This window comes from Salirhabdus sp. Marseille-P4669 (genome assembly GCF_900240405.1).
GTDB lineage: Bacteria > Bacillota > Bacilli > Bacillales > Alkalibacillaceae > OEQK01.
This window is the reverse complement of record NZ_OEQK01000005.1, coordinates 189,575-213,380: the sequence shown is the minus strand read 5'-3', so window position 1 is coordinate 213,380 and position 23,806 is coordinate 189,575. Positions and strand designations below refer to the sequence as shown.

The following is a 23,806-nucleotide window of genomic DNA, read 5'->3' as shown; positions in this document are numbered from 1 at the left end:
AAATGAAGAAAATTATTGGAACTCTTATCGCTAGCTTAATCGTTTTCTTGTCAGCATGCGGAGGTAACGACGAAGAAATAAGTACAAAAGAAGAGGTATTTTCAATCGGTGTCATACCTGCACAAACAGAAGGAGAAATGGCGGATGCCATGGAGCGATTACAAAAAGTTCTCACCCAAGAATTAGAACAAGAAGTGAAGGTAGACGTTTATCCCGATTACAACGGGGTAGTAGAAGCATTAAATTACGATAAAATTGATATGGCCTATTTAGGACCACTAACATACGTTGTTGCTCAAGAGAAAAGCGGAGCGAAAGCAATCATAACGCAATTAATTGATGGAGAACCATATTATTACTCCTATATTATTACGCATAAAGATAATCGTTGGAACTCGCTTGATGAGCTATTAGATAATCCTACTGAAATTGATTTTGCTTTCGGAGATCCAAGCTCAACATCAGGTTCTTTAATACCAAGCATCGAATTACAAGATCAAGGTGTTTATACGAGTGAAAATGAACACAAATTTAATTCTATTCGTTTTACTGGCTCTCATGATGCCACTGCTTTAGCTGTTCAAAATAAACAGGTTGATGCAGGTGCAATCGACAGCGCGATATACAATCAATTAGTAGACGCAGGAAAAATAGATGCGGAACAACTGAAAATAGTTTGGCAGTCGGAGGAACTTTTCCAATATCCATGGGCAGTACATAAAGATACAGATGAAGAAACGATTCAAAAATTACAAGAAGCCTTTTTAGCGATTGACGATAATGTTATTTTAGATGCATTTGGTGCATCAGGCTTTACTACTGCAACGGATGACGATTATATTAGCATTAAACAAGCTGCGATAAGGCAGGGATTCATTGAAGAATAGAGATGATTGATTTGTGGTTTAAGAAACGAACATTTGTTACTAGTATTTTGCTGCTATTATTTGTTTTCATTAGCATGAGGATAACAGATTTTGATCTATCAAAATTTAAAGACTTTCGTAATATGATTGATTTTTTATCTCAATGGTTTCCAATGTCTACAACTGAATGGAAAGGGATGCTTGAGGATAGTGTATTAACAGTGGCGATGGGTTTTTTAGGTAGTTTTCTTGGTTTACTCATTTCACTACCAATAAGCTTCTTAGCAGCACGAAATACAGCACCTAATAAACTAACATTTCACTCCTCCCGTGTTCTGTTAAGTTTTGTTCGCTCTATTCCGGAAATCGTAACGGGCTTGGTTTTGCTTACTGCAATCGGTTTAGGCCCCTTTCCAGCAGTATTGGCAATTTTGTTTCACAACGTTGGAGTTCTTGGTAAACTAATCTCCGAATTGATAGAAGCGTCTGATCCTGGTCCAAGGGAAGCAATGACAGCAGTAGGAGCAAAACGAGGCTTTGCCAATTTGATTAGTATTTTACCGCAAATATGGCCAAACGTACTATCCAATTACTTTTACCGTTTCGAAGTCGCCATTCGTACTTCACTGATTCTTGGTTTTATTGGGGGAGGAGGAATAGGTCAACGGCTTTTTAATGATTTTAAAACATTTCATTATTCTGCAGTAGCTCTTGATGTTCTACTGATTATGGGAATGGTAGTGTTAGTGGATGTAATTGGTAGTTATGCTCGAAAACGGGTCATATAAGGAGTTTTAAAATGTTAGTTGTTGATAACTTATCCGTACGTTATTTCGGAAGTAAAGATAATGCTATTTCCAACATTAGCTTAACCTTTCAACAGGGTGAGTTTATTTGTATTCTTGGAAAAAGCGGTGCTGGAAAATCCACCTTTATTCGAAGCTTGAATGGTTTACAAACACCAACAAGTGGGGATATCTTCTGGGAAGGAAAGCAAATATCGAATCAAAAAGAAGAAGAGCTTCGAAAAATACGAAGAGAAATGGGGATGATTTTTCAACACTTTAATTTGATTCCCCGCTTGTCCGTATTACAAAACGTTTTAACTGGTCTTGCTGGTTATCGAAGCTCTGTTAAAAACATGTTCGGCATCTTTACCGCAGAAGAAAAGAAAGCAGCTGAACAAGTCATAGCGGAAGTAGGACTAAAAGATTATATACATCAAAGAGTCGAGCATTTAAGTGGCGGGCAAAAACAACGAGTCGGTATTGCGAGAGCTTTATTGCAACGCCCTAAAGTGCTACTAGGTGATGAACCAGTCTCCAGTCTTGATCCTGGTATTTCAAATCGTATATTCACTTTAATAAAAGAGCTGCACGAACGCCATCAGTTGCTAACGATTATTAATGTCCATGATGTTGAATTAGCTAAACGATTTGCAACGCGTATCATTTCTTTTTCAAACGGAAATGTTATTTTCGATGGAAGTCCAGAGCAATTTAACGAAAAAATATTCCATATAACGTATCAATAGTGTACGTGTGAAGATATCAAATGTACTTTATTACAGTTAGGATGATTAACGATTGAAAACGAAATGATTACGATATATGACACCAAGCTTAATAATATTGGAATAGCCTCACGCCAAGAGGTACATCAAAAAGGGTATTGGCATCAAACGTTTCAGTGCTGGTTTGTCCATACGAATGATATTTTCTTGCAAATACGTAGTAATAGTAAAAAAGACTTTCCTGGTCTGTTGGATATTACTGCTGCAGGACATGTATTAGCTGGTGAACGTATAGAAGATGGTATTCGAGAAATACAAGAAGAGCTAGGGATCGATGTTTCCATTTCTGAATTAACCCCAATAGGCATTATAAAAGATTGTATTGAAATTCCTCCGTTTGTAGATAAGGAATTCGCTAATGTATTTGTGTATGACTATAATCCAAAAGTTCAGCCACTGCATTTTCAAGATAATGAAGTTAGTGGTATGGTGTGTGCTAATATAGATGACTTATATAGATTATTCTCAAATGAAGTAGAGGAAATTCAAGTAACTGGATATTGGAAGGATAAATATGGTGTATCTACACCGATTCAGAAAAAGGTACATAAAGCACATTTTGTACCGCATGATAGTTATTATTTTTTACTGGTAATCGAACGAATTAAAAATAGAAGATGAAAACAAAAGTCAACTTCAAATCGTTGGCTTTTTTCATTTTTAAAAGGACTTTTCAAACGTCGTAGTGAATATAGGTTAGGAGAAGAAGGGAGAGTATAGCATGAAAAAGTGGAAGCTTGTACTATTAATTTTATTATCATTGCTTCTTATATTCATTATTGTAACCGTTTTTAATACAATGAGGGTTTCTTCTAAACAACCAACTCCTGAAGAGACTACAATCTTATTAAATGAGGAGGAGGCTATAGCCCGTTTTTCGGAAAGCTTAACATATAAAACCATTTCCTATCAAGATCGGTCTAAATTTGACTTTGCGGAGTTTGATCGATTTATTTTTTATCTAGAAGAAAGTTATCCAGAGGTACATGACCAACTAGAGTTGGAAAAGATAAATGAATACGCACTTGTTTATAAGTGGGAAGGTAGCGACAAGAATAAAAATCCAATTGGGTTAACTGGACATTATGATGTTGTACCGGTATTAGAAGGCACGGAAGAGAATTGGAAGCAAGATCCCTTTAGTGGCGCAATTGTAGATGGGGTTATATGGGGAAGAGGCACACTGGATGATAAAATTGGAGTTATTGGTATATTAGAGGCAGTCTCCTATTTAATAGAACAAGACTTTCAACCTACTAGAGATATGTATTTTATGTTTGGTTTCGATGAAGAAATAGGAGGAGAAAAAGGAGCAAAAGCAATTGTAGATACGTTAGAAGATAGTGGGATTACCTTTGACTTTGTCTTAGATGAGGGTGGAGCGATTGTGAAGAATATGGTTCCAGGAGTAGATCACCCTGTTGGCGTTGTTGGGATAGCTGAAAAAGGATCTGCAACAGCCGAATTAAGTATTGAAGGTAGTGGAGGACATTCCTCACAACCAAAATCTAGTACGAATATCGGTAGAATTGCCGCTGCTATCGCTAAATTAGAAGAGACACAATTTGATGCTGACTTACAAGGACCAGGAAAAGCATTATTTGAATATGTTGCCCCTGAAATGAGCTTTGGGATGAAATATGTATTTGCAAATTCCTTTGTATTTGAACCATTGATAGAAAATATTCTTCTAGACGAGCCTGCATCTGCTGCATTAATTCGTACAACCATTGCACCAACGATTTTCCAAGCAGGTGAACAATATAACGCTTTACCAGAGCGTGCATCAGCAGTCATTAATTTAAGACTTATGCCTGGTGAAACATTAGAAAGTGTGCAAGAATTTATAGAAGAAACAATAGCTGATGAAAAGATAAATGTAACTGTCTCAGGAAGTGAATCTAGTAAAGTATCTTCTTATGACACTTGGCAATTCGAAGTCATCCAAAAGGCAGCAAGAAATGTATATTCGGATGCTATTATAGCACCGTACTTAATGTTTGCGGGTTCTGATGCGAAACATTATGATCGAATTTCAGAAAATACATATCGTTTTTTACCTGTTCTACTTACTTCGGAGGATTTAGAGCGCATGCATGGAACGAATGAGCATATTAGTGTCGATAATTATGTAAATGCCATTAAGGTGTATGCTGAGGTAATTATGGTAGCGAATGAGTAATTTCAAGAGATGAAAGGCTGGTGTAGAGTACTTGTCTAAGGTTGCGGTTATTACTGGTGCTTCAAGTGGATTTGGTTTACTTACAACAATAAAATTAGCTGAAGAAGGTTATGATGTATTAGCTACAATGCGTAACCTAGATAAGGCAAAGGTATTCCCTTCATTGGTAAAGGATCAAAATGTATTGAATCGAATTGAGCCATTCTATGTGGATGTTTCAGACGAAGAATCTATTCAAAACCTTAAAGTAAAACTAAATGCTTTTCCTCATGTTCATTTACTTGTTAATAATGCTGGGTATGCATTAGGTGGTTTTTCGGAAGAGATAAAGCTAGAAGACTACCGAAAGCAGTTTGATACGAATGTATTTGGGGCGATAAATGTCACGCAGGCCATTCTTCCGATTATGCGCAGACAGCAATTTGGTACGATTATTAATGTTAGTAGTATTAGTGGGCGAGTTGGTTTTCCTGGAATGTCTCCATACGTCTCATCAAAGTATGCGTTAGAAGGATATTCGGAAAGCCTGCGATTAGAAGTAAAGCTATTTGGCATTCAAGTAGCTTTGATTGAACCAGGCTCTTACCGAACGAATATCTGGTCTTCAAGTGTGGAGCAATCGGAGGCATATATGAAGGAGGACTCCCCATACTACGAATATACAGCAGCATTGAAATCGTACATAAACGCCAATGAAGAAGCGCATGGTAATCCAATGGAGGTTGCAGAGCTAATTAGTCAGATAGCAGCGATGAAAAAAATAAAGAAGCTTAGATATCCCGTTGGTTCAGGGGTTAAAATGACAATCCTCTTCAAAAGTTTATTACCATGGGCATTATGGGAAAAAGTAGTAGTAAAGCATGTATTGAAAGGAAAAAGGGATGTATAAATGGAGCTCATTCAACTATTAGTAAGTGAATTCGAAAAACATCAAAATACAGCTAATGCTGTGCCGATGGAAAAATATATGAAAAACAGATATCCATTTCTCGGGATTAAAACACCGCTACGCAGAGAAATTATGAAAAAGTTTTATAAGGAAACGGGGCTTTTGAAGGAGCCATTTCATAAAGGGTTTGTACTGGATTTATGGGAACTTGAAGAAAGAGAATATCAGAACGCAGCATTAGATTATATTGACCGTTCCTTAAAGAAATTAGAGAAGGAAGATATAACACTAATAGAACAGCTAATTACGACAAAATCATGGTGGGATACAGTAGATACGCTTGCCACAAAAGCGGTAGGTAAAATAGCAAAAGATAATCCAAGTGTAATACAAGAAAAAATTGAAGATTGGGCATATGGAGAGCATTTATGGTTAAGAAGAACTGCTATTTTATTTCAACTGAAATATAAAGAAAATACAGATGAAGAACTACTATATCGATTTATTAAACAGAATGCAGATAGCAAAGAATTTTTTATTCAAAAAGCAATCGGCTGGGCATTAAGAGAGTATTCTAAGACGAATCCCCATTCTGTTAAACAGTTTATTGAAAAGACGCCACTACAACGGTTAAGTATTCGGGAGGGAAGTAAATATTTGAGTTAGATTGTGGTAGAATTTAACTGCTCTTTTTGATATAAAACTATAGTAATATATCCATTGTAGAGTATAAGGAAGGAACAATGGATATGTTTAAAGTAATGAAAGTTTTATTTGTCGTTATTCTAGGAAGTTTATTTGTAACTCAACATTCTATTTATTCAGCAGAAAGTAAATTAGATACAGTGCGTGTTTCCATTCAGAGTGGTCCATTAACGTTAGCAATTGCAAAACCCTCATTTGACATGAATTACCATGAAGGTACTCATACTATCGTTGGAAGTTTAGGGGAGATTGAAGTTACGGATGCAACAGGAACCGGACTCGGCTGGAAGGTCATGGTACAAGGGACGCCTGTATTGGAGAAAACAAGACATGGAGAGGAACGAATACTTCCTCAAGGGTCGTTATTACTACATAAACATGGTGCTACAATATCATCAAATGGTGGGGAATTACCTCATATCTATGACAAGCGTATTTTACCTTTGGACTACATGCATCCACAAACGTTGTTAACAGCCTATGAGACAGAAGGAATGGGAATCGTTAATCTTACTTTTCCAGATGAAAGTCTTCAATTATCTGTTCCTTCCTATGAAGAAGGGAATCAATACATAATTTCTCTAAACTTTGCCATTATACAAGGACCATAATTTAAAATGGGCTTTCATTTTATGTGAGAGCCCATTTTGATGAATACTATTTAAGTGATTGTTTTATATCCCCTTGATTATCCTTAATGACTTTTAATTCTTTTTCTAAGTTGTCTATTTTTTGATGAAGTGGCTTTAAGGCCTCCTGTAACATTACCTCTAACCTCGCAGATTTTTCCTCTCTCGTAATATCCATTCTGCATCCTCCTATAATATAGAAATAGCTTACCATTTAATTATACTTCAATAACTAGGTAATACGTTTTGAGTAATGGAAGTGTTGAAAAGTTGTCAAATGCCTACTTTGTTAAAAATATTTCACATAAAAAGGCTCTGAATATCGAGATTCAGAGCCTTTTGGGAGATAAATTTATCTTATTGTTTACGATTTTTTGATCCGAGCCAAAACATAATTCCAGCTAAAACAATCGCTCCAGCTAAAATCCAAACCCAAACTGGTATATCACTAGTGTCTTCAGTGTTAGCTTGGGGAACTACTGGCTGAGTGCGCTCTACATATTCTTCAATTTCTTCTTCCCCTATTCTAAATTGTTCGTTTGCGGTATATTTTTGGTTATCGACGGTTAATTCAACAGCGATTGTGTATAAACCTTTTTCTAATGTTTCATAAGTCCAATCGACTGGATAATTTATTTGGGTACTAGGCGCCATCATAAAAGAGGGAATCTGTCCGTCAAAAAGCTTGGTTCCTGTTTCATCGGTAACTTCAAAAGTTCCGGAAATATCACGTTGTAATTTTTGAGCATTATTTTTCATTTCCACTTCTATACTCGGTCCTAATAAATTGAATCCTGCTTGACCAAGTTCAAAGTCCGTGGAAGCAGAGTTTGGCAAATCTAACTGTATAGCAATTGCATGAACAACCTCCGTATCTATTTTAAAATTTGCTTCTCCATCTTCGGTATTAACTCTATTCTCCTCGGTGTTCTCGATCGTTTTTACTAATATACCTCCTAAAATGGTACCTTCGTCAATATCGGGAACATTAACAAGGATAGGTATTTCCCTCTCTTCATGGGGTTTTAATACCACCTCTTTGTCCACTTCTATTAACGATCCAAGCCTAATTGCATTATCTAATAAAAGGGAGTCTTCACTTTCCACATTTTCCCGATACAATATACCACCATTCGGATTGGTAAATGCATTCGCCCCTTCAATCGAAACGGTTGTTTCTACTTCTCTTTTATTTTTTACTTTAATATGCAATGCTTGTTGATCATTAGGACGAACATTTAATTTGAAATAACCTTTAATTTGCTCATCTTGATTTTCTGGGAAAACAGGCTCAATTTCTATAGAAATCTCATTCTGTTGAGCAAATACATTTTGATTTACAACTTGAAAAAAAATAATAAAAATAAAAATCCACTTTACATTCTTCATTTTTGACCTCCATTTTTATAAACATTATCCGTAGTGTATCCAAAGTGCATATTTCTTATCAGAAGGTTTAAACTACCTATATACGGAAAGGAGTGTGTAAACATTTTGGTTCAATTTAAAAAACATGAAATTATAACTGACGAACAGGGAAATATAGAAGTCCGATTATTTTTGGATACCAATTCTCACGGGTTAGAGGAATTTTCAACAGAATTAGGGGAAAGACCAGATAAACAAAATATAAAGAAATCCGCTTTAGAATATTTGAAGCGGAATTTACCAGGTGTAAAATACAATAAAATAAAAGTAATGATTGGTGGTGCAGTAATAGCATCCATACTCGGTTTCACATTAGTCCCACCACATGCTAGTTCACATGTTTTTGCAGAAGAGATTAGTAATACAACATCTACAATGGGAATATCCGGTGGAGCACTGCAAGTAGAAGAGTTTACTGTAGGTAGAGTAGATGTTACTTTAACTGGGGCAACGCAAGATGTAAAAGCAACTATTTCTGACTTTGATGTCATTGATCCTTCTGGTACAGGTGCTGGGTGGAATGTGCATATGTTAGCTTCCCAGTTTACAGATGCTAGTGGGAATACGCTTCCAACAGGTTCTTTAGAAGTTGATGCACCAACATTAACTGCTGAAAGTGGCTCTAGTTCAGCCGCTAGTATTACAAAAAGTGGAGGAACACTCGATAATGGTACTGGCGTAACAATTCTCAGCGCTCCCACTGGTGAAGGTAAAGGTACTTTTACAGTTAATTTTGGCGCTGATGCATTAAACCTAAAATTACTCCCTAAAGATGTTAAAGCAGGAACTTATACCTCAACTATAACCGTAACGATTGATAGTGGGCCAGGAAATGAAACCACTACAGATACGCCGGTTACTGATGGTACTATTTAAACACCAAGTTAATGTAACTTGGTTTTTTTTGGTATTGTGTTCTATACATGAGAATATTTCCTCTTTTCTTATGCATATTAGATTCTTTATTTATATATTTAAAGTTAAGTTTCATACGTAAAGTGGAAAAGAATCTATTTTATAAATCTTTTTCGTTAAATATCGGATAACGCAGTAAATTTGACACAACACATATGTAGGGAAAGTATAAATACTACTTGACATTGGAGCTAACTCCAATGATATTCTTAACTCATGGAAAAACTTTACTCTATACAAGAGGTTTCAGAAAAGCTTGGTATACCCAAAGATACACTACGATATTATGACCGAATTGGGCTCGTCTCGCCAACTCGGGATGACAATCTGTACCGCAAGTATTCGATGAATGACCTTATTGACTTGATGAATATTCAAATCATGCAGTATGCGGACTTTTCTCTTGACGATATCAAAGAGAAATTTATTGGTTTCCGTAAGATGGAAAGTATGGATACCGCTTACTGTGAAGATGTTGCTTTATTCCTTCAGGCTAAAATTGAAGATACACGGATGAAGATTGCTCATCTTAAAAAGGTTAACATGCTGCTCGATATGGCAGCCGAAACATTAAGGGACTTTAATAAAGAAAGCGACCAACGTTTGGCAGAGTTCGTTCTGGAGCTTTACAAAGATATCCGAGAGAATGATCCGGAAATTTCTAAGGAGGGTTGTGAGCGTCATCAAGATTAGGAATTATTATTATCTGATTGTTGGGTTTCTTGCGATTTTGTTTGCAGTTACGCATGCTTGGAACGGGCAATCCGTTGAGCTACCGACACTTGACATTAAGGCGATACCAATGGATACCCAGACGGTCTTGACGTATGTTTGGCACATTATTACTGCTGAAAATCTGGTCTTCGGCATTGCATTCCTTTACATGTCATTCCAACCGGAGCAATTAAAAATCCGAATTGCCGCTTGGATCATCGCGGCGATTCTAATCGTCCGACTGATTGTCATCCTTGGCGTTACTGTATTACTTAACGTTTCAGCTCTTATGGATACAGTAGTAGATTCTATTGCTATCGTAATTTATGTTGCCTTGATTATATTAGGCACGAATAAAAAATATACAAAAGTTAAGCAAGCTACAGTAACTTAGAACTTGTAGACTCTATCTAAGCTATATAGAAAACAACCATTTGCTTAAATATGAATAGGATCAAGGGTTGTACATTCAAATTCGTGCAGTTATTGAATTTTAAAGCAGTGAAACTAACCAAGTAGGGAACACGTCCATGACAACGATGAAGTCAGGAGGGTGTTCCTTTTTGTATAGACTGCATATTTAAGGTATTGAGTATTTTCGCTGAGATTGTAAAGAATTCACTTAAAGTAACGGGAGCGTTTAAATCAAACAGAACTTCCCCTTTTATGGAGGTTCTGTTTTCAAAAAATATCATTAGTAAAGTGTAACTTAGCCAATGACTAAAAAAGACAATGTATAGTAATTACTCCATATTGACACGTGAAGCAATATGTGATAAAAAATTATTGTCAATTAGCACTCGGAACTAAAGAGTGCTAAACTATAAGTAGTATGTTTAGGAAGGGAGAACTACATATGGCAAAAAGACAATTTAAAGCAGAGTCTAAAAGATTATTAGATTTAATGATCAACTCTATTTACTCGCAAAAAGAGGTGTTTTTACGAGAATTAATTTCAAACGCAAGTGACGCCATTGATAAAATTTATTACAAGGCACTTACAGATGACTCCATTACGTTTAACCAAAGTGATTACTATATTAAAGTGGTACCAAATAAGACGGAACGTACATTAACTGTGATGGATACAGGGATTGGAATGACGAAAGACGAACTCGTTCATAACCTTGGTGTAATAGCAAAGAGTGGCTCCTTATCGTTTAAAAATGAAACAGAGCTAAAAGATGGACATGATATCATTGGTCAATTTGGTGTAGGATTTTACGCTGCTTTTATGGTTGCCGATGAAGTAATGGTTATTAGTAAAGCGTTAGGAAGTGAGGAAGCCTACAAATGGAAGTCCACAGGCTCTGATGGATATACCGTTACGCCTGTGGAAAAAGAGGGCGTAGGCACTGATATCGTATTAAAAATTAAAGAGAATTCAGAAGATGAGAATTACGATGAGTTTTTGGAGGAGTATCGTTTAAAAGAAATCATCAAAAAGTATTCTGATTTCATCCGTTATCCAATTAAAATGGATATAACAACAAAAGAGCCTAAGGACGACAACGATGAGGAATTAGTAGATGTTACTAAAGAAGAAGTTGTAAATAGCATGGTTCCCATTTGGAGAAAAAATAAAAGGGAGCTTTCTAATGAAGATTATGAAAACTTTTATCAGGAAAAACGGTACGGTTTTGATAAGCCATTAACACATATTCACTTAAATGTGGACGGTTCCATCCGCTACAACGCTATTTTATTTATCCCAGAAACCATTCCATTTGATTATTACACAAAGGAATTTGAAAAAGGTCTTGAGCTTTACTCCAATGGCGTACTTATTATGAACAAGTGCGGTGATCTCTTGCCAGATCATTTTAGTTTTGTCAAAGGTATGGTGGATTCAGAAGATTTGTCTCTCAATATATCCAGAGAGATGCTTCAACAGGATCGTCAATTGAAACTAATTGCTAAAAATATTAATAAAAAAATCAAAACAGAATTACAAAAGCTACTGAAAAATGATCGCGAAAAATACGAGAAATTCTACAATGAATTTGGGCGTCAACTAAAATTTGGAGCTTATCATGAGTTTGGTCGCTACAAAGAGGAATTACAAGATTTATTAATGTTCTATTCTTCAAAGGAAAAGAAGCTTGTTACGTTAGATGAATATATTTCCAACATGAAAGAGGATCAAAAATATATTTATTATGCAACAGGGGATTCCTATGACAGAATTGAGAAGCTGCCACAAACTGAACTCGTGGCAGACGAGGGATATGAAATTCTATATTTCAAAGAAGATATTGATGAATTCGCAATTAAGATGATAATGTCCTATAAGGAAAAAGAATTCAAATCGGTTTCGAGTGGAGATTTAGGTATAGAAGCGGATGATAATAAAAATATAGAAAAAGAGAATGAGGAACACAAAGAGCTTTTTGAAGCCATGAAAGAATTTTTAACTGGAAAAGTGAAAGATGTTCGAGTGTCCAAACGATTAAAAACCCATCCAGTCTGCTTATCAGCTGATGGTGAAGTTAGCCTTGAAATGGAAAAAGTTTTAAATGCCATGCCAGAGAACCAAAATATCAAAGCAGAAAAAGTATTAGAAATTAACACAACTCATAATGTATTCCAATCGATTAAACGAGCTCACGATAGCAAGGATAAAGAAAAAATGAAGCTTTATACGAATATCCTTTACAATCAAGCTCTTTTGATTGAAGGACTACCTATTGAAGATCCAGTGGAGTTCACAAACGATATTTGTAAAGTAATGGCGTAAGCTCTAAAGATTGTCTTTCTGAATAAGGGGCGATCTAACTTTATTCTGTCAGTGGTAAAAAATGAAGCATTTGCTAAACAAGAGAACGGCAACAGCCAAGGATAGGGGATGGCTGTTGTCGTTTAATTTATAGTTAAATGAAAGACAAACTGCTCTCCTTTTTTGCCTATTATTCGCTTTCCTTTATCCATGAATCCTCCCTTTAAATATACATGCTGAGCAACACTATTCGCATGATTTACACCTAATACGATTTCATTTATATGCGGGAAGTGCTCTTTTACAAAGGCAGGTAATAATTTTATAGATTGTTTTGCCATGCCTTTTCCTTGATATATCGAATCGATAGAGAAAGCTCTTAATAATAATGCATTTTGATTTTCACTATAAGTCTTAACACCATTCCACCCATGCAAGACGAAAAAGCCAGCAGGTATCCCTTTCCAAAGTATGACAATAGGGAACCGCTCCTGATCCAGTTCGCATTTCTTCAATGCTTCTAGTGGATAAGCTGTAAATTGACTTTGTTCATCGGGTAGGGAAAACATTGATAATTCTTTTTTATAAGAATCCTTATAAAACGCTAGGCTAATATCCTTCATTAAGAAAACCCCCTAAAATAAGAACGTATATTCGATTCTATTATTTTAACGATATTTTCTTCATATTACAACATATCCGTTTAAAAATAGATTTGTATTTTAATGGGGGAGGGGAAAAAAAGATATAGGAATCCCTTTCTATCTATGACTAGAAAATCATGGTAAAATTATAAAAAATGAGTATTTAATTGGGAGCGACTCCAAATGTATCACGAATTCGTTTTGCCGAACGGAAATTTAAATGACCAAAAAGTCATTCGAAAAGAGAAACTCTATCAGGGACTAAACGACAGATTAGTGGAACGAGTGTTTTTCGAGAATGACAGAAGCTATATATTTAAATCGATAAAAACCAAAACCCCCATTAAACAAGAGCTTTGGGTACATCAACATATTTTAAAAGACTTTCCAGCAATATTTCCTAAAATCGTTGCACACCATTACTCTAGCAATTTTGATGAAAGCTGGATTCTTATGGAAGACTTTGGTTCTATTAAACATGAGTACAGTAGGAAGCTTCTAGCTAAGGTAACAAATTATATAGCTTGGTGGCATGCATTTCCAACATCAAAGGAGGAGCTTAATACTCTACAGGGGCAAAAGCCAACTATTGAAGACATTCAACACTCGCTCATAAACGAGAAAGCTATGGTTATAGAAATAATCAAGGAAATAGATTGGTCAGAAAAAGATAGCAATCTTTTCTTTCAAAAGGTAGTACATAAGACATTTGAATATAAAAAGGTTGTTTCTCATGGTGATCTCCATTTAGGTAATTTCGGATACACTACCAACATGGATGTTGTTGTAATCGATTGGGAGCACTTGCATTTGAATATTCCTCATTGGGATTTATATTTCTTAATCGACAGTACACATCCTGAATTTCCTAAAATGCCAGACCAAACAGTACGAGAAGAAACACTCCATAATTATTTAAATACAATACAAATTACAGATCCAAATTTAAGAAAGACGTTTATAGCAGATTATTATCGTTTTTCTCTCATTTTCTCGATATGGATGTTGCTGTTAATAAATAAGGATTTACATGAAAAAGAGACAAATTGGTCTAAAGAACAACTAAAAAGACAACAAAAGGAAACCATTGCGGTAATTGAACAATGTAAGAAACGCGTGATGTGAAATGGGAACAGGGAGAGTGTGAAAAAAGAGGATGGGACAGTTCGAAAACACTTTTTTTACGATAACGGAGTCTTAGTTTTTTGTTTAGGTTGATTATTCATTCGCATTTTTATCCTAATCTATGGGGAAATAACGAAAATGGACAAATACTCGTCGTGCCATGAATAATATTCGCCACCTCTATAATTTTGCGCGTCTGTTTTACGTTTTTATTCGTTCAAATCCTGAATACGCGTCTATTGGTTATTTTATTAGTCAATAAACGGGAAATACTCGCCTATGTTCGAAAATACGCGTCAGTCAGAAAAATACTCGTCTATGCAAAAGATTTACGAGTCGAAACCAAAATAATACAAGCCGAAAACAGAAAATACGCGTCTGTTTTCGGCTTGTAACGGTTTACGAACTAGAACTCTTTAACCCATGAAATAAACTTCTCGAATCCAGAAAAGTAAAACATAATCCCACTCCATTTTTATATAACACCTAAAGAAATCATTGTATCGGCAACCTTTGTAAATCCTGCAATATTGGCACCCGCTACTAAATTGCCTGAATTGTTATATTCATCAGCAGCTTCTACACAATCATGATATATTTTTCGCATTATTGCTTTTAACTTTACATCTACTTCATTAAATGACCATGATACTCTCGAACTATTTTGGGACATTTCTAGAGCAGAAACAGCAACACCTCCAGCATTAACCGCTTTAGCTGGACCAAATAAAATGTTGTTTTCTAGAAATATGGATATGGCTTCATGCGTACAAGGCATATTTGCACCTTCTGCAATGGCTCTTACGCCATTGAAAACTAGGTTGTTTGCAGCATTTTCATCAATTTCATTTTGAGTTGCACAAGGTAATGCGATGTCACAAGGAATGGACCATATACCGGTACAATCTTCCGAATAAACAGCATTTGGATGCTCCGCAATATAATTGGCAATGCGAGTTCTTTCCACTTCTTTTAATCGCTTAACAGTCTTTAGGTTAATTCCATTTTCATCGTATATATAACCATCAGAATCACTACAAGCTACTACTTTAGCACCTAATTCCATTGCTTTTTCCATAGCATAAATAGATACATTGCCAGATCCGGAAACCACTACCGTAGTACCACGAAGGTCCATGTTGTGATCTTTTAGCATTTCTTGAAGAAAATATACGGTACCATACCCTGTTGCTTCCTTACGTGCTAAACTACCGTTAAAGTTAAGTCCTTTTCCGGTTAGTACGCCTGCTTCGTATCTACCTTTCATTTTTTTATACTGCCCAAATAGGTAGCCAATCTCACGAGCGCCTACGCCAATATCCCCCGCTGGTACATCTATATCTGGACCGATGTGGTTAGCAAGCTCGGACATGAAGCTTTGACAAAAACGCATAATTTCCGTGTCTGATTTTCCTTTTGGATCAAAATCAGAGCCACCTTTGCCACCACCAATCGGTTGACCTGTTAATGCATTTTTAAAGATTTGTTCAAATCCTAAAAATTTGATAATGCTATTGTTTACGGAAGGATGAAAGCGCAATCCACCTTTATATGGACCTAATGCACTATTAAATTGTACTCTAAAACCACGGTTCACTTGAACATTTCCGCTGTCATCTATCCATGGCACACGAAAACTTATGAAACGCTCTGGTTCCACAATACGCTCTAATATATTTTGTTTGATATAAATAGGATGTTTTTGAAGAACAGGTGTAATGGTATGTAGGAGGTCTCCGACTGCTTGATGGAACTCATTTTCATTTGGGTTTTTATCCAGAACTTTTTTGTGGACACTTGTAACATATTGCTGAACAGAATCTTCTACTTTCGTAAAATCTTTCTCAAATGTTTGCATTGCAATCCCCCTTAATGCTTACTGTAATCATGGATTCTTTTATTTTGTGAATCGGAGTATTAACTATCTAACGCTTGTTTTCATTATTTTCTTAAAGAGAAGATTTCTCATATTTCAAAAAAAAATATTGTTTTTATTGTATAATGAATACATTAATCGAATCAATATAGATTTTAGATAAAATCAATCTTAAATCAGCATGAATGGTGGGATAAAATGGAACTTCGTCAAATAATGTATTTTATTGAAGTTGCAGAACGTGAGCATATGACGGACGCAGCGAATGCATTACATGTTGCTCAGTCTGCCATTAGTAGACAAATCGTTAATTTAGAAAATGAACTTGGTGTTAAACTCTTTATCCGTGAAGGAAGAAATGTACGGTTGACTCCTATTGGTCATATCTTTTTAGAGCACATGAGAAATGCAGTAAATGCGCTCGAACACGCAAAGCAGGTTATGGATGAATATGTAGACCCGGAAAGAGGAACGATACACATCGGTTTTACAAGCAGTCTAGCATCTTACATTTTACCAACCTCTATCTCTGTATTTCGAAAAGAACATCCAAATGTCAAATTTCAGTTTTTTCAAGGAACGTATTATGAACTTGAAGAAAAAATAATTATAGGAGATATTAATATTGCATTAATGGGACCTGTCCCACAAGCCTCAAAGAGAATTAAAAGCTCTATATTATTCACAGAAAAGATGGATGCGCTTATACCTCGAAATCATAAATTGGCATCATTCCCATCCATTCGATTAACGGACTTACGCGATGAAACGTTTGTGTTATTTCCGAAAGGGTTCATTTTACGAGATATTATTACAAATGCTTGCCAACAGCTAGGATTTGAACCTAATGTATCCTTTGAAGGAGAGGAAATGACAGCAATAAAGGGATTAGTTTCAGCAGGACTTGGGATTTCTTTAGTTCCTGAATTTACGTTAGTAGACAACATTCCAAGAGCAACTGTTCGTATACCCGTAAGAGAGCCAGCAGTCACAAGAACGATTGGTACAGTTATATCTTCCGAGAGACCTTTATTACCTACAGAGGAATTGTTTTATAACTTTTTACATCACTTTTATACAAACTTAGGAAAATATCAATAGGAATATGGTTGAATAGAAGAATAGTAGAGGAATATTGCCTTTATTGTTGAATATGTTTAGTAGTTACATACAAGTCTTGTAAACGTAAAGGAGGAACATATGATTTCTATTCCAAAACCAGCATCGACTGTCATTTTAATGGATCAACAAAATAACGTTTACTTAACGAAGCGCCCCGTAACAATGAAATTTTTAGGAGGATTTTTTGTTTTTCCTGGTGGTTCAGTGGATGAGAAGGATTCTTTATATAATGATAAGTATTTTATTAATTGTCCAAAAGACAGTTGCTTTGACTTTTCATATTACATAGCCGCAGCTCGAGAATTGTTTGAAGAGGTGGGGGTATTACTTGTGGAGGATGAACAGATCCCAGCTGACGCTAAATGGCATTATAGAAAACAATTAATAAAGGGAGACATTACTTTCTTACATTTTTTGGAATCAGAAAATGTACAATTAGATTTAGGTAAACTGCACTATTTTGGGCATCGCATCACTCCTGAAACTCAAAAATACCGCTATGATACCCGTTTTTTTATTGCCAAGATGCCACCTGGCCAAACACCTCAGCCAGAAGAAACGGAAATTGATGAAGCATATTGGGCCAGTCCAACGGAGGCTTTAACAGCTTTTGATAAGGGCGAAATTGCTTTAGCCCCGCCAACAAAAGCATCTTTAAAGACAATTGCGAACTATTTAGTTGGCTCTGGCCCTTTAGTATTACCAGAACGTAAAAATGAATCGGAACTACGAAATTGAATACCGATCTCCTTGCTTGGATACTTTTCCATCCTGGATAAGCTTGAGGAGATGTGCTTCCATTGTACGATTTGCAACCCCAAATACGCTTGGATGGATCGTGTCTTGATAAATTAATTGTGTAATCTCTTCTGAAGAAAGATTATTATTTGTTTTTAACAAATTGATAATCTGATTTTCCCTATCGATTCTGCGCTTTCGTACAAATTGTATTTTTTCATAAGGGGCTGTTACCCAATCCCCATGTCCAGGGCCAATTCTCTCTATGTCTAACTGATTAAGCTTCTTTAATGTTTCAAGATAATCATGCATATCGCCGTCAGGAGGTCCGATCCATGTAGTTCCTTCTGAAACGATATTATCACCTGAGATTAGTACTTTCTTAGAAGGAATATACACACTTAAATGCCCTTTCGTATGCCCTGGAGTATGGAGCACAAATATTTTTGTATCAAAAATAATAAATGCTTCATTATCCTTTACGGGAACAATTTGGGTAAAAGGATAAACCGCTTCCTTTATCATATTCCGTTCTTTTTCATGACAGTAAACAGTAGGGGACCAATGCGTTAATTGTTTTACACCAGGCGCATGGTCTTGATGACCATGTGTTAATATAATTTTCTTTGGAATTGCGAGATTATGCTTTGTTATCGCTTGCTCTAGCAATACTTTTGTTTCGGTTTGATCATAGCCTGCATCGATTAAAATACATTCCTTGTCATTACCAATTAAATAGCTATTTGATTCCGTATTTGGATAAAGTGTTGGGGTTGTAATTGGTACACGAACCACTTTCAAGTTAGATTCCATTCTCATCATCCTTTTTATTCAGTGTATTTAACCTATTTCGTGACCAACTAAAAAACTCCTCCCTTTCGTTACTACTGCTAACAGATTATTTTAACATTATTGGAAATTTCTTAATCTTCATCTATGTGATACAATTTCATATGTAATAGAGTAAAGTCTTCATTATTATACACAGGCATACGTTTATCCATTTTTGTAGAAATAGGAGGCGGTATTATGATTCTCGGTTTGCATCATGTTCAGATTACCATTCCAAAAGGGCGAGAAGAGGAAGGAAAAAACTTTTACTGTGGTATTTTAGGATTACCTGAAATGGAAAAACCTGAATCTCTAAAAGGGCGCGGGGGTTTTTGGTTAAAGGTAGGGGATAAGGATGTACACGTCGGCACCGAAGATGGATTTGATCGAATGAAAACAAAAGCACATATTGCCTATCTAGTTGATAATATAAGCTATTGGAGAAACGTATTAGAACAAAATGAGATAACGATTTTTGAATCGGTACCTATTCCAAATTATGAGCGTTTTGAGTTTCGAGACCCATTTGGCAATAGAATCGAGATAATACAAGAAGTCCTATAAATGCGGAGAATCTTCATTATATGCAAAAACGACCCGATTTAGATCGAGTCGTTTTTATTTATGTTATAAGGAGATACTTATTCAAGCGCATTTATCGGATATTGAATTTGTTCGATTACTTCGTTCCAAACTTTATCTAAGTGATCTAATAACGTTAAGAACACCATTCCGTTCCCTTCTACTCTTGGGGAATTTCCTAAAGGAACGGTTCTTTTGATTAATTGCGCGTACATTTCCGCCTCTGTAATGGAGCGTTCGAAGTTATGCTCTACTATATTTTTAATTAAGGCAAGAGATGCGGAAATATGTGGAGTTGCCATTGATGTACCACTTAACGTGGCATAACCTCCGTCTAAAAATGTAGAAGTAATTTTTTCACCTGGTGCTACTAGGTCAACTTGATTATTGGAATTCGTAAAATCGGAGGAATTCCTTTCTAGATCTACAGCGCCAACACTGATAACTTCATTATAGGAAGCAGGATAAGCAAATTCATCTGTTTCATGATTGCCATCTCCTTCATTTCCTGCAGCACAAACAACTGGGATATTATGCTCTAATACTGCAGTCTTAATGGCATCGTGAAGCTCTGGAACATCGTTAGGTCCCCCAAGTGACATGGAAATGACATCTACCTTTTGCTCAATCGCATAGTGGATTGCGTTTATAATCCAATCGTATTGGCCAGAGCCATTTCTATCTAATACTTTTAAAATAAGTAACTTTGCTTCTGGAGCAACACCCATTACACCATGGTCATTGGTTTGTTTTGCAGCAATTGTACCAGCTACATGTGTGCCATGACCATTATAATCCTCGAAGATATTTGCATTTCCCTCATCGTCTGTTGTAAAGTTCTTACCTCCAATAATATTCCCTTTTAAATCTGGGTGTGTGGTATCACAGCCAGTATCTAAAATAGCGATTGTGACTCCTTCACCTTTGGAACGCTCCCAAACCTGTGGAGCTTGGATCATTTCCACACCTTTAGGTACTTCATAAACTTCTTCTAGCTGCTCAATTAATCTGTAGTGGATAAGACGAACATTACCGTTCATATCTATTCCTCCTCGATATAGAATTGAAGTCAGCTCTATGGTGTTATGTACTATACTATCCGAGTTAACCTATTAATTCCTAGATGCATTAGTCATATTTTATAATTAGGAAATAGGACCTTTTTTAACGTTTTATCTTGTTGGCATATAGGCTAGAATCCATATATACTAAAAATAAAGGTGCGAATATTGGCGAATAATTGCAAGAAAGTAAATGAAACTGTCACTTTTTGCGCTTTCCAAGGAAATAATAGAATAGGGAAGAGGGGGAAGAAAGTATGTATGCAGTAATTGCTCTATTTGATTCCAAAACAGAAAGGGAGATTCGAGAGATCTGGGAAGAACTTAGTGAGCAATCCATTTCTTTTTACGCTGAAAAAGTTGAGAATAATAGACCACATCTTACAATTGCCAGTTATGATCACTTATCCATGAACGAGTTTGCACCAAAACTAGAACGTTTTTATCAGAACAAGTCAAAACTTCCTATAACATTACAATCGCTTGGAATTTTTCTTAATACTAGTGTGCTTTATATTGCTCCAACTGTTAATAAAGAATTACTCGATTTCCACCAAGCATTTCATGACTATTTTAAACAGTACAATACCGACCAAGATTCTCTTTATTTGCCAGGGAAGTGGGTTCCTCATTGCACAATAGCGAACAGACTTAACCCCGAAAGTCTGGAGGATGCGATGAGCTACTGTTTGCAAAGACTTCGAAAATTAGCAGGGAAAATAGAGTCAATTGCTGTAATCGAAACAATTTTTGAAAATGGTGAATGTATTAGCGCACCAATAATACATGAAGTAAAATTAAAGGAATCGTTTTCTTAGACTTATGAATAGAGGTAATTCATAATGAAGTTTGATATAAACATAGAATTAGCTACATTAGATGATGTTCATAGAATTATAGATATTTGTAGTAAAGGATACGCATTTACTACGAAACAATTTAACAATCAATTAAAAGCAAAAGAAGCGATTAGAAAATATTATAACGTCAGCCGAATTCGTAATGAAATCGTACATACTAACACATCGTGGAATGGCTGGGTTTTAGCTAGAAGAGAAAGAGAAGTAGTAGGGGCAGCAGGTGGAGGCTTAGTAACTGAAAACACAGGGATGCTTTTTGTCATTTATCTTGACCTAACTGTTCGTCGCAGAGGTGTTGGAACCAAACTAGTAACCTTCGTGACAGAACAACAAAAGGACCTAGGTGCAACAAAACAACTTGTTCGTGTATTAAAGTCCAATTCACAAGCCATTTCATTTTACCAATCTTTAGGTTTTGTTTATCGCGAAGAGAATGTTGATCAAGAAGACATCGAATATACATCCATAATAATGGAACGGGATATATAAACGAATTCCATTGGTTCGCAACCTATAAAATTCTCATTGCTAGAAACTAAATGAGAATACAGAATCCTCAAGCTGTTCATTTTAATAATTTCTTTTTTATAATAAATATCACATCAAATTAATTGTAATTTTTCTAAAGAAGGTATATTATAATAATTGTAATTAAATCTATATATGGAGGTTTGATCAAATGGATGAAAAGAAAAAACTAACAACAGCATTTGGTGCACCTGTTCCAAATGACGAAGATTCGAAAACAGCAGGTCCTCGTGGTCCACTATTAATGGAAGACTTCTGGTTTATTGAAAAACTAGCACACTTTGATAGAGAAGTTATTCCTGAGCGTCGTATGCACGCAAAAGGTTCTGGTGCATATGGTACATTTACTGTAACTCATGATATCACAAAATATACAAAAGCTGCTATCTTCTCTGAGGTAGGCAAGAAAACAGATATGTTCTTACGTTTCTCTACAGTTGCCGGTGAGCGCGGTGCTGCTGACGCTGAGCGTGACATTCGTGGTACAGCTATGAAGTTTTATACAGAAGAAGGGAACTGGGATTTAGTTGGTAACAACACACCCGTATTCTTCTTAAGAGATCCGAAAAGATTCCCAGATTTAAACCACGTTGTTAAACGTAATCCGAAGACGAACATGCATAGCGCACAAGCAAACTGGGATTTCTGGACATCTCTTCCAGAAGCATTACACCAAGTAACAGTTGTAATGAGTGACCGTGGTCTTCCTGCAACTTACCGCAACATGCATCTATTTGGTAGTCATACATATAGTATGATCAATGCTAATAATGAACGTGTATGGGTTAAATTCCACTTTAAAACACAACAAGGAATTAAAAACCTAACAGACCAAGAAGCGGAAGCAATCGTTGGTAAAGACCGCGATAGCCACCAAAGAGATTTATACGAATCTATCGAACGTGGTGATTTCCCTAAATGGACAATGTATATCCAAGTAATGACAGAAGAGGAAGCTAACAATCTACCATATAATCCATTCGATTTAACGAAGGTATGGTATAAGAAAGATTTCCCTCTAATTGAAGTAGGGGAGCTTGAATTAAACCGTAATCCTCAAAACTACTTTGCAGAAGTAGAGCAAGCAGCATTTGCTCCTACTAACATTGTACCTGGTATTGGTTTCTCTCCAGATAAAATGTTACAAGGTCGTTTATTCTCTTATGGTGATGCACAGCGTTATCGTTTAGGAGTTAACCACTGGCAAATTCCAGTTAACTATCCTAAAAATGCGAAAAACTTCCATCCGTACCATCGCGATGGTGCTATGAGAGTATTTAATCCAGACGAGGGTGGAGAAATTAGCTACTTCCCTAATAGCTATGGTGAATGGCAAGATTCTAAAGAGCATCAAGATCCACCACAAGCAATCACTGGAGGAGCAGACTACTGGAACTTCCGTGAAGATGATGATCTTTACTATGAACAACCAGGAAAACTATTTAATCTTATGACTGCTGATGAGCAACAAAGATTATTTGAAAACACTGCTCGTGCAATGGATGGAACTACGAAAGAAATCCAAATTCGTCATATTACAAACTGCTATAAAGCAGATCCGAAATATGGTGAAGGTGTTGCAAAAGCACTAGGCGTTTCTTTAGACGAAATTGAAGAATTAACTGCAACAAAATAATAGCTTTATTGATTAAGAGTGCGAGATGGATCGCACTCTTTTTATATGCACGTAAATTACGAATTATCCGTAATTTCATATTGTTATTCCTAAAAAAGTGTGGTAATTTTTAAAAGTAAAAATAGTCAAGTAGAATTGTTTTGGAGTTTCGTTAGGCTGCTTTTGAAAAGCATATCTAGTCTAAAT

Annotated in this window: 25 protein-coding genes; 19 read left to right on the top strand and 6 right to left on the bottom strand. The window is 35.9% G+C overall.

From position 1 onward, the window contains the following. The first annotated feature begins 2 nt into the window (after positions 1-2). The 8 genes from phnD (at position 3) to C1A05_RS11470 (ending at position 6,826) form a co-directional block, all read left to right on the top strand. Positions 3-887 (top strand): phosphate/phosphite/phosphonate ABC transporter substrate-binding protein, encoded by an 885-nt coding sequence (gene phnD, locus C1A05_RS11505; RefSeq protein WP_102028382.1) that lies wholly within the window; start codon positions 3-5, stop codon positions 885-887. Positions 888-898: 11 nt separating this feature from the next. Next, positions 899-1,654 (top strand): phosphonate ABC transporter, permease protein PhnE, encoded by a 756-nt coding sequence (gene phnE / locus C1A05_RS11500; protein WP_234998507.1) that lies wholly within the window; start codon positions 899-901, stop codon positions 1,652-1,654. A gap of 11 nt (positions 1,655-1,665) precedes the next feature. Next, a complete protein-coding gene (gene phnC, locus C1A05_RS11495) occupies positions 1,666-2,400 on the top strand; it encodes a phosphonate ABC transporter ATP-binding protein (RefSeq protein ID WP_102028380.1) in 735 nt (244 codons plus the stop codon). Between the two features lie 63 nt (positions 2,401-2,463). Beyond that, positions 2,464-3,060 carry an NUDIX hydrolase gene (locus tag C1A05_RS11490; RefSeq protein WP_102028379.1) on the top strand — a complete coding sequence of 199 codons (597 nt, stop codon included), beginning with the start codon at positions 2,464-2,466 and terminating at the stop codon, positions 3,058-3,060. A gap of 100 nt (positions 3,061-3,160) precedes the next feature. Further along, positions 3,161-4,621: a M20 family peptidase gene (locus C1A05_RS11485; RefSeq protein WP_102028378.1), complete on the top strand. Its 1,461-nt coding sequence runs from the start codon at positions 3,161-3,163 to the stop codon at positions 4,619-4,621. A gap of 31 nt (positions 4,622-4,652) precedes the next feature. Beyond that, positions 4,653-5,510: an SDR family oxidoreductase gene (locus tag C1A05_RS11480; protein ID WP_102028377.1), complete on the top strand. Its 858-nt coding sequence runs from the start codon at positions 4,653-4,655 to the stop codon at positions 5,508-5,510. Then, positions 5,511-6,176, top strand: a complete 666-nt coding sequence (locus C1A05_RS11475) for a DNA alkylation repair protein (RefSeq protein ID WP_102028376.1) — start codon at positions 5,511-5,513, stop codon at positions 6,174-6,176. Positions 6,177-6,253: 77 nt separating this feature from the next. Next, positions 6,254-6,826: a hypothetical protein gene (locus C1A05_RS11470; protein ID WP_102028375.1), complete on the top strand. Its 573-nt coding sequence runs from the start codon at positions 6,254-6,256 to the stop codon at positions 6,824-6,826. A gap of 46 nt (positions 6,827-6,872) precedes the next feature. Here C1A05_RS11470 and C1A05_RS18050 read toward each other — a convergent pair whose 3' ends face one another. Both C1A05_RS18050 and C1A05_RS11465 read right to left on the bottom strand, forming a co-directional pair. Beyond that, positions 6,873-7,022, bottom strand: a complete 150-nt coding sequence (locus C1A05_RS18050) for a hypothetical protein (RefSeq protein WP_159462061.1) — start codon at positions 7,020-7,022, stop codon at positions 6,873-6,875. Between the two features lie 179 nt (positions 7,023-7,201). Further along, entirely contained in the window at positions 7,202-8,233 is a 1,032-nt protein-coding gene (locus C1A05_RS11465; RefSeq protein ID WP_102028374.1) for a DUF916 domain-containing protein, read from the bottom strand. 105 nt (positions 8,234-8,338) lie between these two features. On the opposite strand from C1A05_RS11465, the gene C1A05_RS11460 reads away from it, so the two are divergent. The 4 genes from C1A05_RS11460 (at position 8,339) to htpG (ending at position 12,638) form a co-directional block, all read left to right on the top strand. Next, on the top strand, positions 8,339-9,148 hold the full coding sequence (locus C1A05_RS11460) for a WxL domain-containing protein (RefSeq protein ID WP_102028373.1): 810 nt from the start codon (positions 8,339-8,341) through the stop codon (positions 9,146-9,148). Positions 9,149-9,403: 255 nt separating this feature from the next. Further along, the gene (locus tag C1A05_RS11455) at positions 9,404-9,880 is read left to right on the top strand and encodes a MerR family transcriptional regulator (RefSeq protein ID WP_102028372.1); all 477 of its coding nucleotides are present in this window, start codon (positions 9,404-9,406) and stop codon (positions 9,878-9,880) included. After that, positions 9,834-10,295: a hypothetical protein gene (locus tag C1A05_RS11450; RefSeq protein WP_373419473.1), complete on the top strand. Its 462-nt coding sequence runs from the start codon at positions 9,834-9,836 to the stop codon at positions 10,293-10,295. Before C1A05_RS11455 ends, C1A05_RS11450 begins: the two co-directional genes overlap by 47 nt. Positions 10,296-10,757: 462 nt before the next feature. Next, a complete protein-coding gene (gene htpG / locus C1A05_RS11445; RefSeq protein WP_102028370.1) occupies positions 10,758-12,638 on the top strand; it encodes a molecular chaperone HtpG in 1,881 nt (626 codons plus the stop codon). A 122-nt stretch (positions 12,639-12,760) separates the two neighbouring features. Here the strand turns inward: htpG and C1A05_RS11440 are convergent, their stop codons facing one another. Continuing rightward, complete coding sequence (locus C1A05_RS11440) at positions 12,761-13,240, bottom strand: GNAT family N-acetyltransferase (RefSeq protein WP_102028369.1); 480 nt, start codon at positions 13,238-13,240, stop codon at positions 12,761-12,763. Positions 13,241-13,444: 204 nt separating this feature from the next. On the opposite strand from C1A05_RS11440, the gene C1A05_RS11435 reads away from it, so the two are divergent. Continuing rightward, entirely contained in the window at positions 13,445-14,386 is a 942-nt protein-coding gene (locus tag C1A05_RS11435; RefSeq protein WP_102028368.1) for a phosphotransferase family protein, read from the top strand. A gap of 475 nt (positions 14,387-14,861) precedes the next feature. Here the strand turns inward: C1A05_RS11435 and gdhA are convergent, their stop codons facing one another. After that, the gene (gene gdhA, locus C1A05_RS11430; RefSeq protein ID WP_102028367.1) at positions 14,862-16,244 is read right to left on the bottom strand and encodes an NADP-specific glutamate dehydrogenase; all 1,383 of its coding nucleotides are present in this window, start codon (positions 16,242-16,244) and stop codon (positions 14,862-14,864) included. A gap of 216 nt (positions 16,245-16,460) precedes the next feature. Here gdhA and C1A05_RS11425 point away from each other — a divergent pair, with 216 nt between their 5' ends. Continuing rightward, positions 16,461-17,363 (top strand): LysR family transcriptional regulator, encoded by a 903-nt coding sequence (locus C1A05_RS11425; protein WP_102028366.1) that lies wholly within the window; start codon positions 16,461-16,463, stop codon positions 17,361-17,363. Positions 17,364-17,462: 99 nt separating this feature from the next. Further along, the gene (locus C1A05_RS11420) at positions 17,463-18,122 is read left to right on the top strand and encodes an NUDIX hydrolase (protein WP_102028365.1); all 660 of its coding nucleotides are present in this window, start codon (positions 17,463-17,465) and stop codon (positions 18,120-18,122) included. Here the strand turns inward: C1A05_RS11420 and C1A05_RS11415 are convergent. Further along, positions 18,111-18,935 carry an MBL fold metallo-hydrolase gene (locus C1A05_RS11415; RefSeq protein WP_159462060.1) on the bottom strand — a complete coding sequence of 275 codons (825 nt, stop codon included), beginning with the start codon at positions 18,933-18,935 and terminating at the stop codon, positions 18,111-18,113. The two genes, C1A05_RS11420 and C1A05_RS11415, sit on opposite strands and share 12 nt — an antisense overlap. Positions 18,936-19,151: 216 nt before the next feature. On the opposite strand from C1A05_RS11415, the gene C1A05_RS11410 reads away from it, so the two are divergent. Further along, positions 19,152-19,517 carry a VOC family protein gene (locus tag C1A05_RS11410; RefSeq protein WP_102028363.1) on the top strand — a complete coding sequence of 122 codons (366 nt, stop codon included), beginning with the start codon at positions 19,152-19,154 and terminating at the stop codon, positions 19,515-19,517. A gap of 77 nt (positions 19,518-19,594) precedes the next feature. Here the strand turns inward: C1A05_RS11410 and C1A05_RS11405 are convergent, their stop codons facing one another. Then, the gene (locus C1A05_RS11405; protein WP_102028362.1) at positions 19,595-20,575 is read right to left on the bottom strand and encodes a S8 family peptidase; all 981 of its coding nucleotides are present in this window, start codon (positions 20,573-20,575) and stop codon (positions 19,595-19,597) included. A gap of 278 nt (positions 20,576-20,853) precedes the next feature. Here C1A05_RS11405 and C1A05_RS11400 point away from each other — a divergent pair, with 278 nt between their 5' ends. The 3 genes from C1A05_RS11400 to C1A05_RS11390 all read left to right on the top strand — a co-directional run bounded on the left by C1A05_RS11400 (position 20,854) and on the right by C1A05_RS11390 (position 23,620). After that, positions 20,854-21,414 carry a 2'-5' RNA ligase family protein gene (locus C1A05_RS11400; protein WP_102028361.1) on the top strand — a complete coding sequence of 187 codons (561 nt, stop codon included), beginning with the start codon at positions 20,854-20,856 and terminating at the stop codon, positions 21,412-21,414. 24 nt (positions 21,415-21,438) lie between these two features. Continuing rightward, positions 21,439-21,945 carry a GNAT family N-acetyltransferase gene (locus C1A05_RS11395; protein WP_102028360.1) on the top strand — a complete coding sequence of 169 codons (507 nt, stop codon included), beginning with the start codon at positions 21,439-21,441 and terminating at the stop codon, positions 21,943-21,945. Positions 21,946-22,135: 190 nt separating this feature from the next. After that, positions 22,136-23,620, top strand: a complete 1,485-nt coding sequence (locus tag C1A05_RS11390; protein ID WP_102028359.1) for a catalase — start codon at positions 22,136-22,138, stop codon at positions 23,618-23,620. Positions 23,621-23,806: the final 186 nt, after the last annotated feature.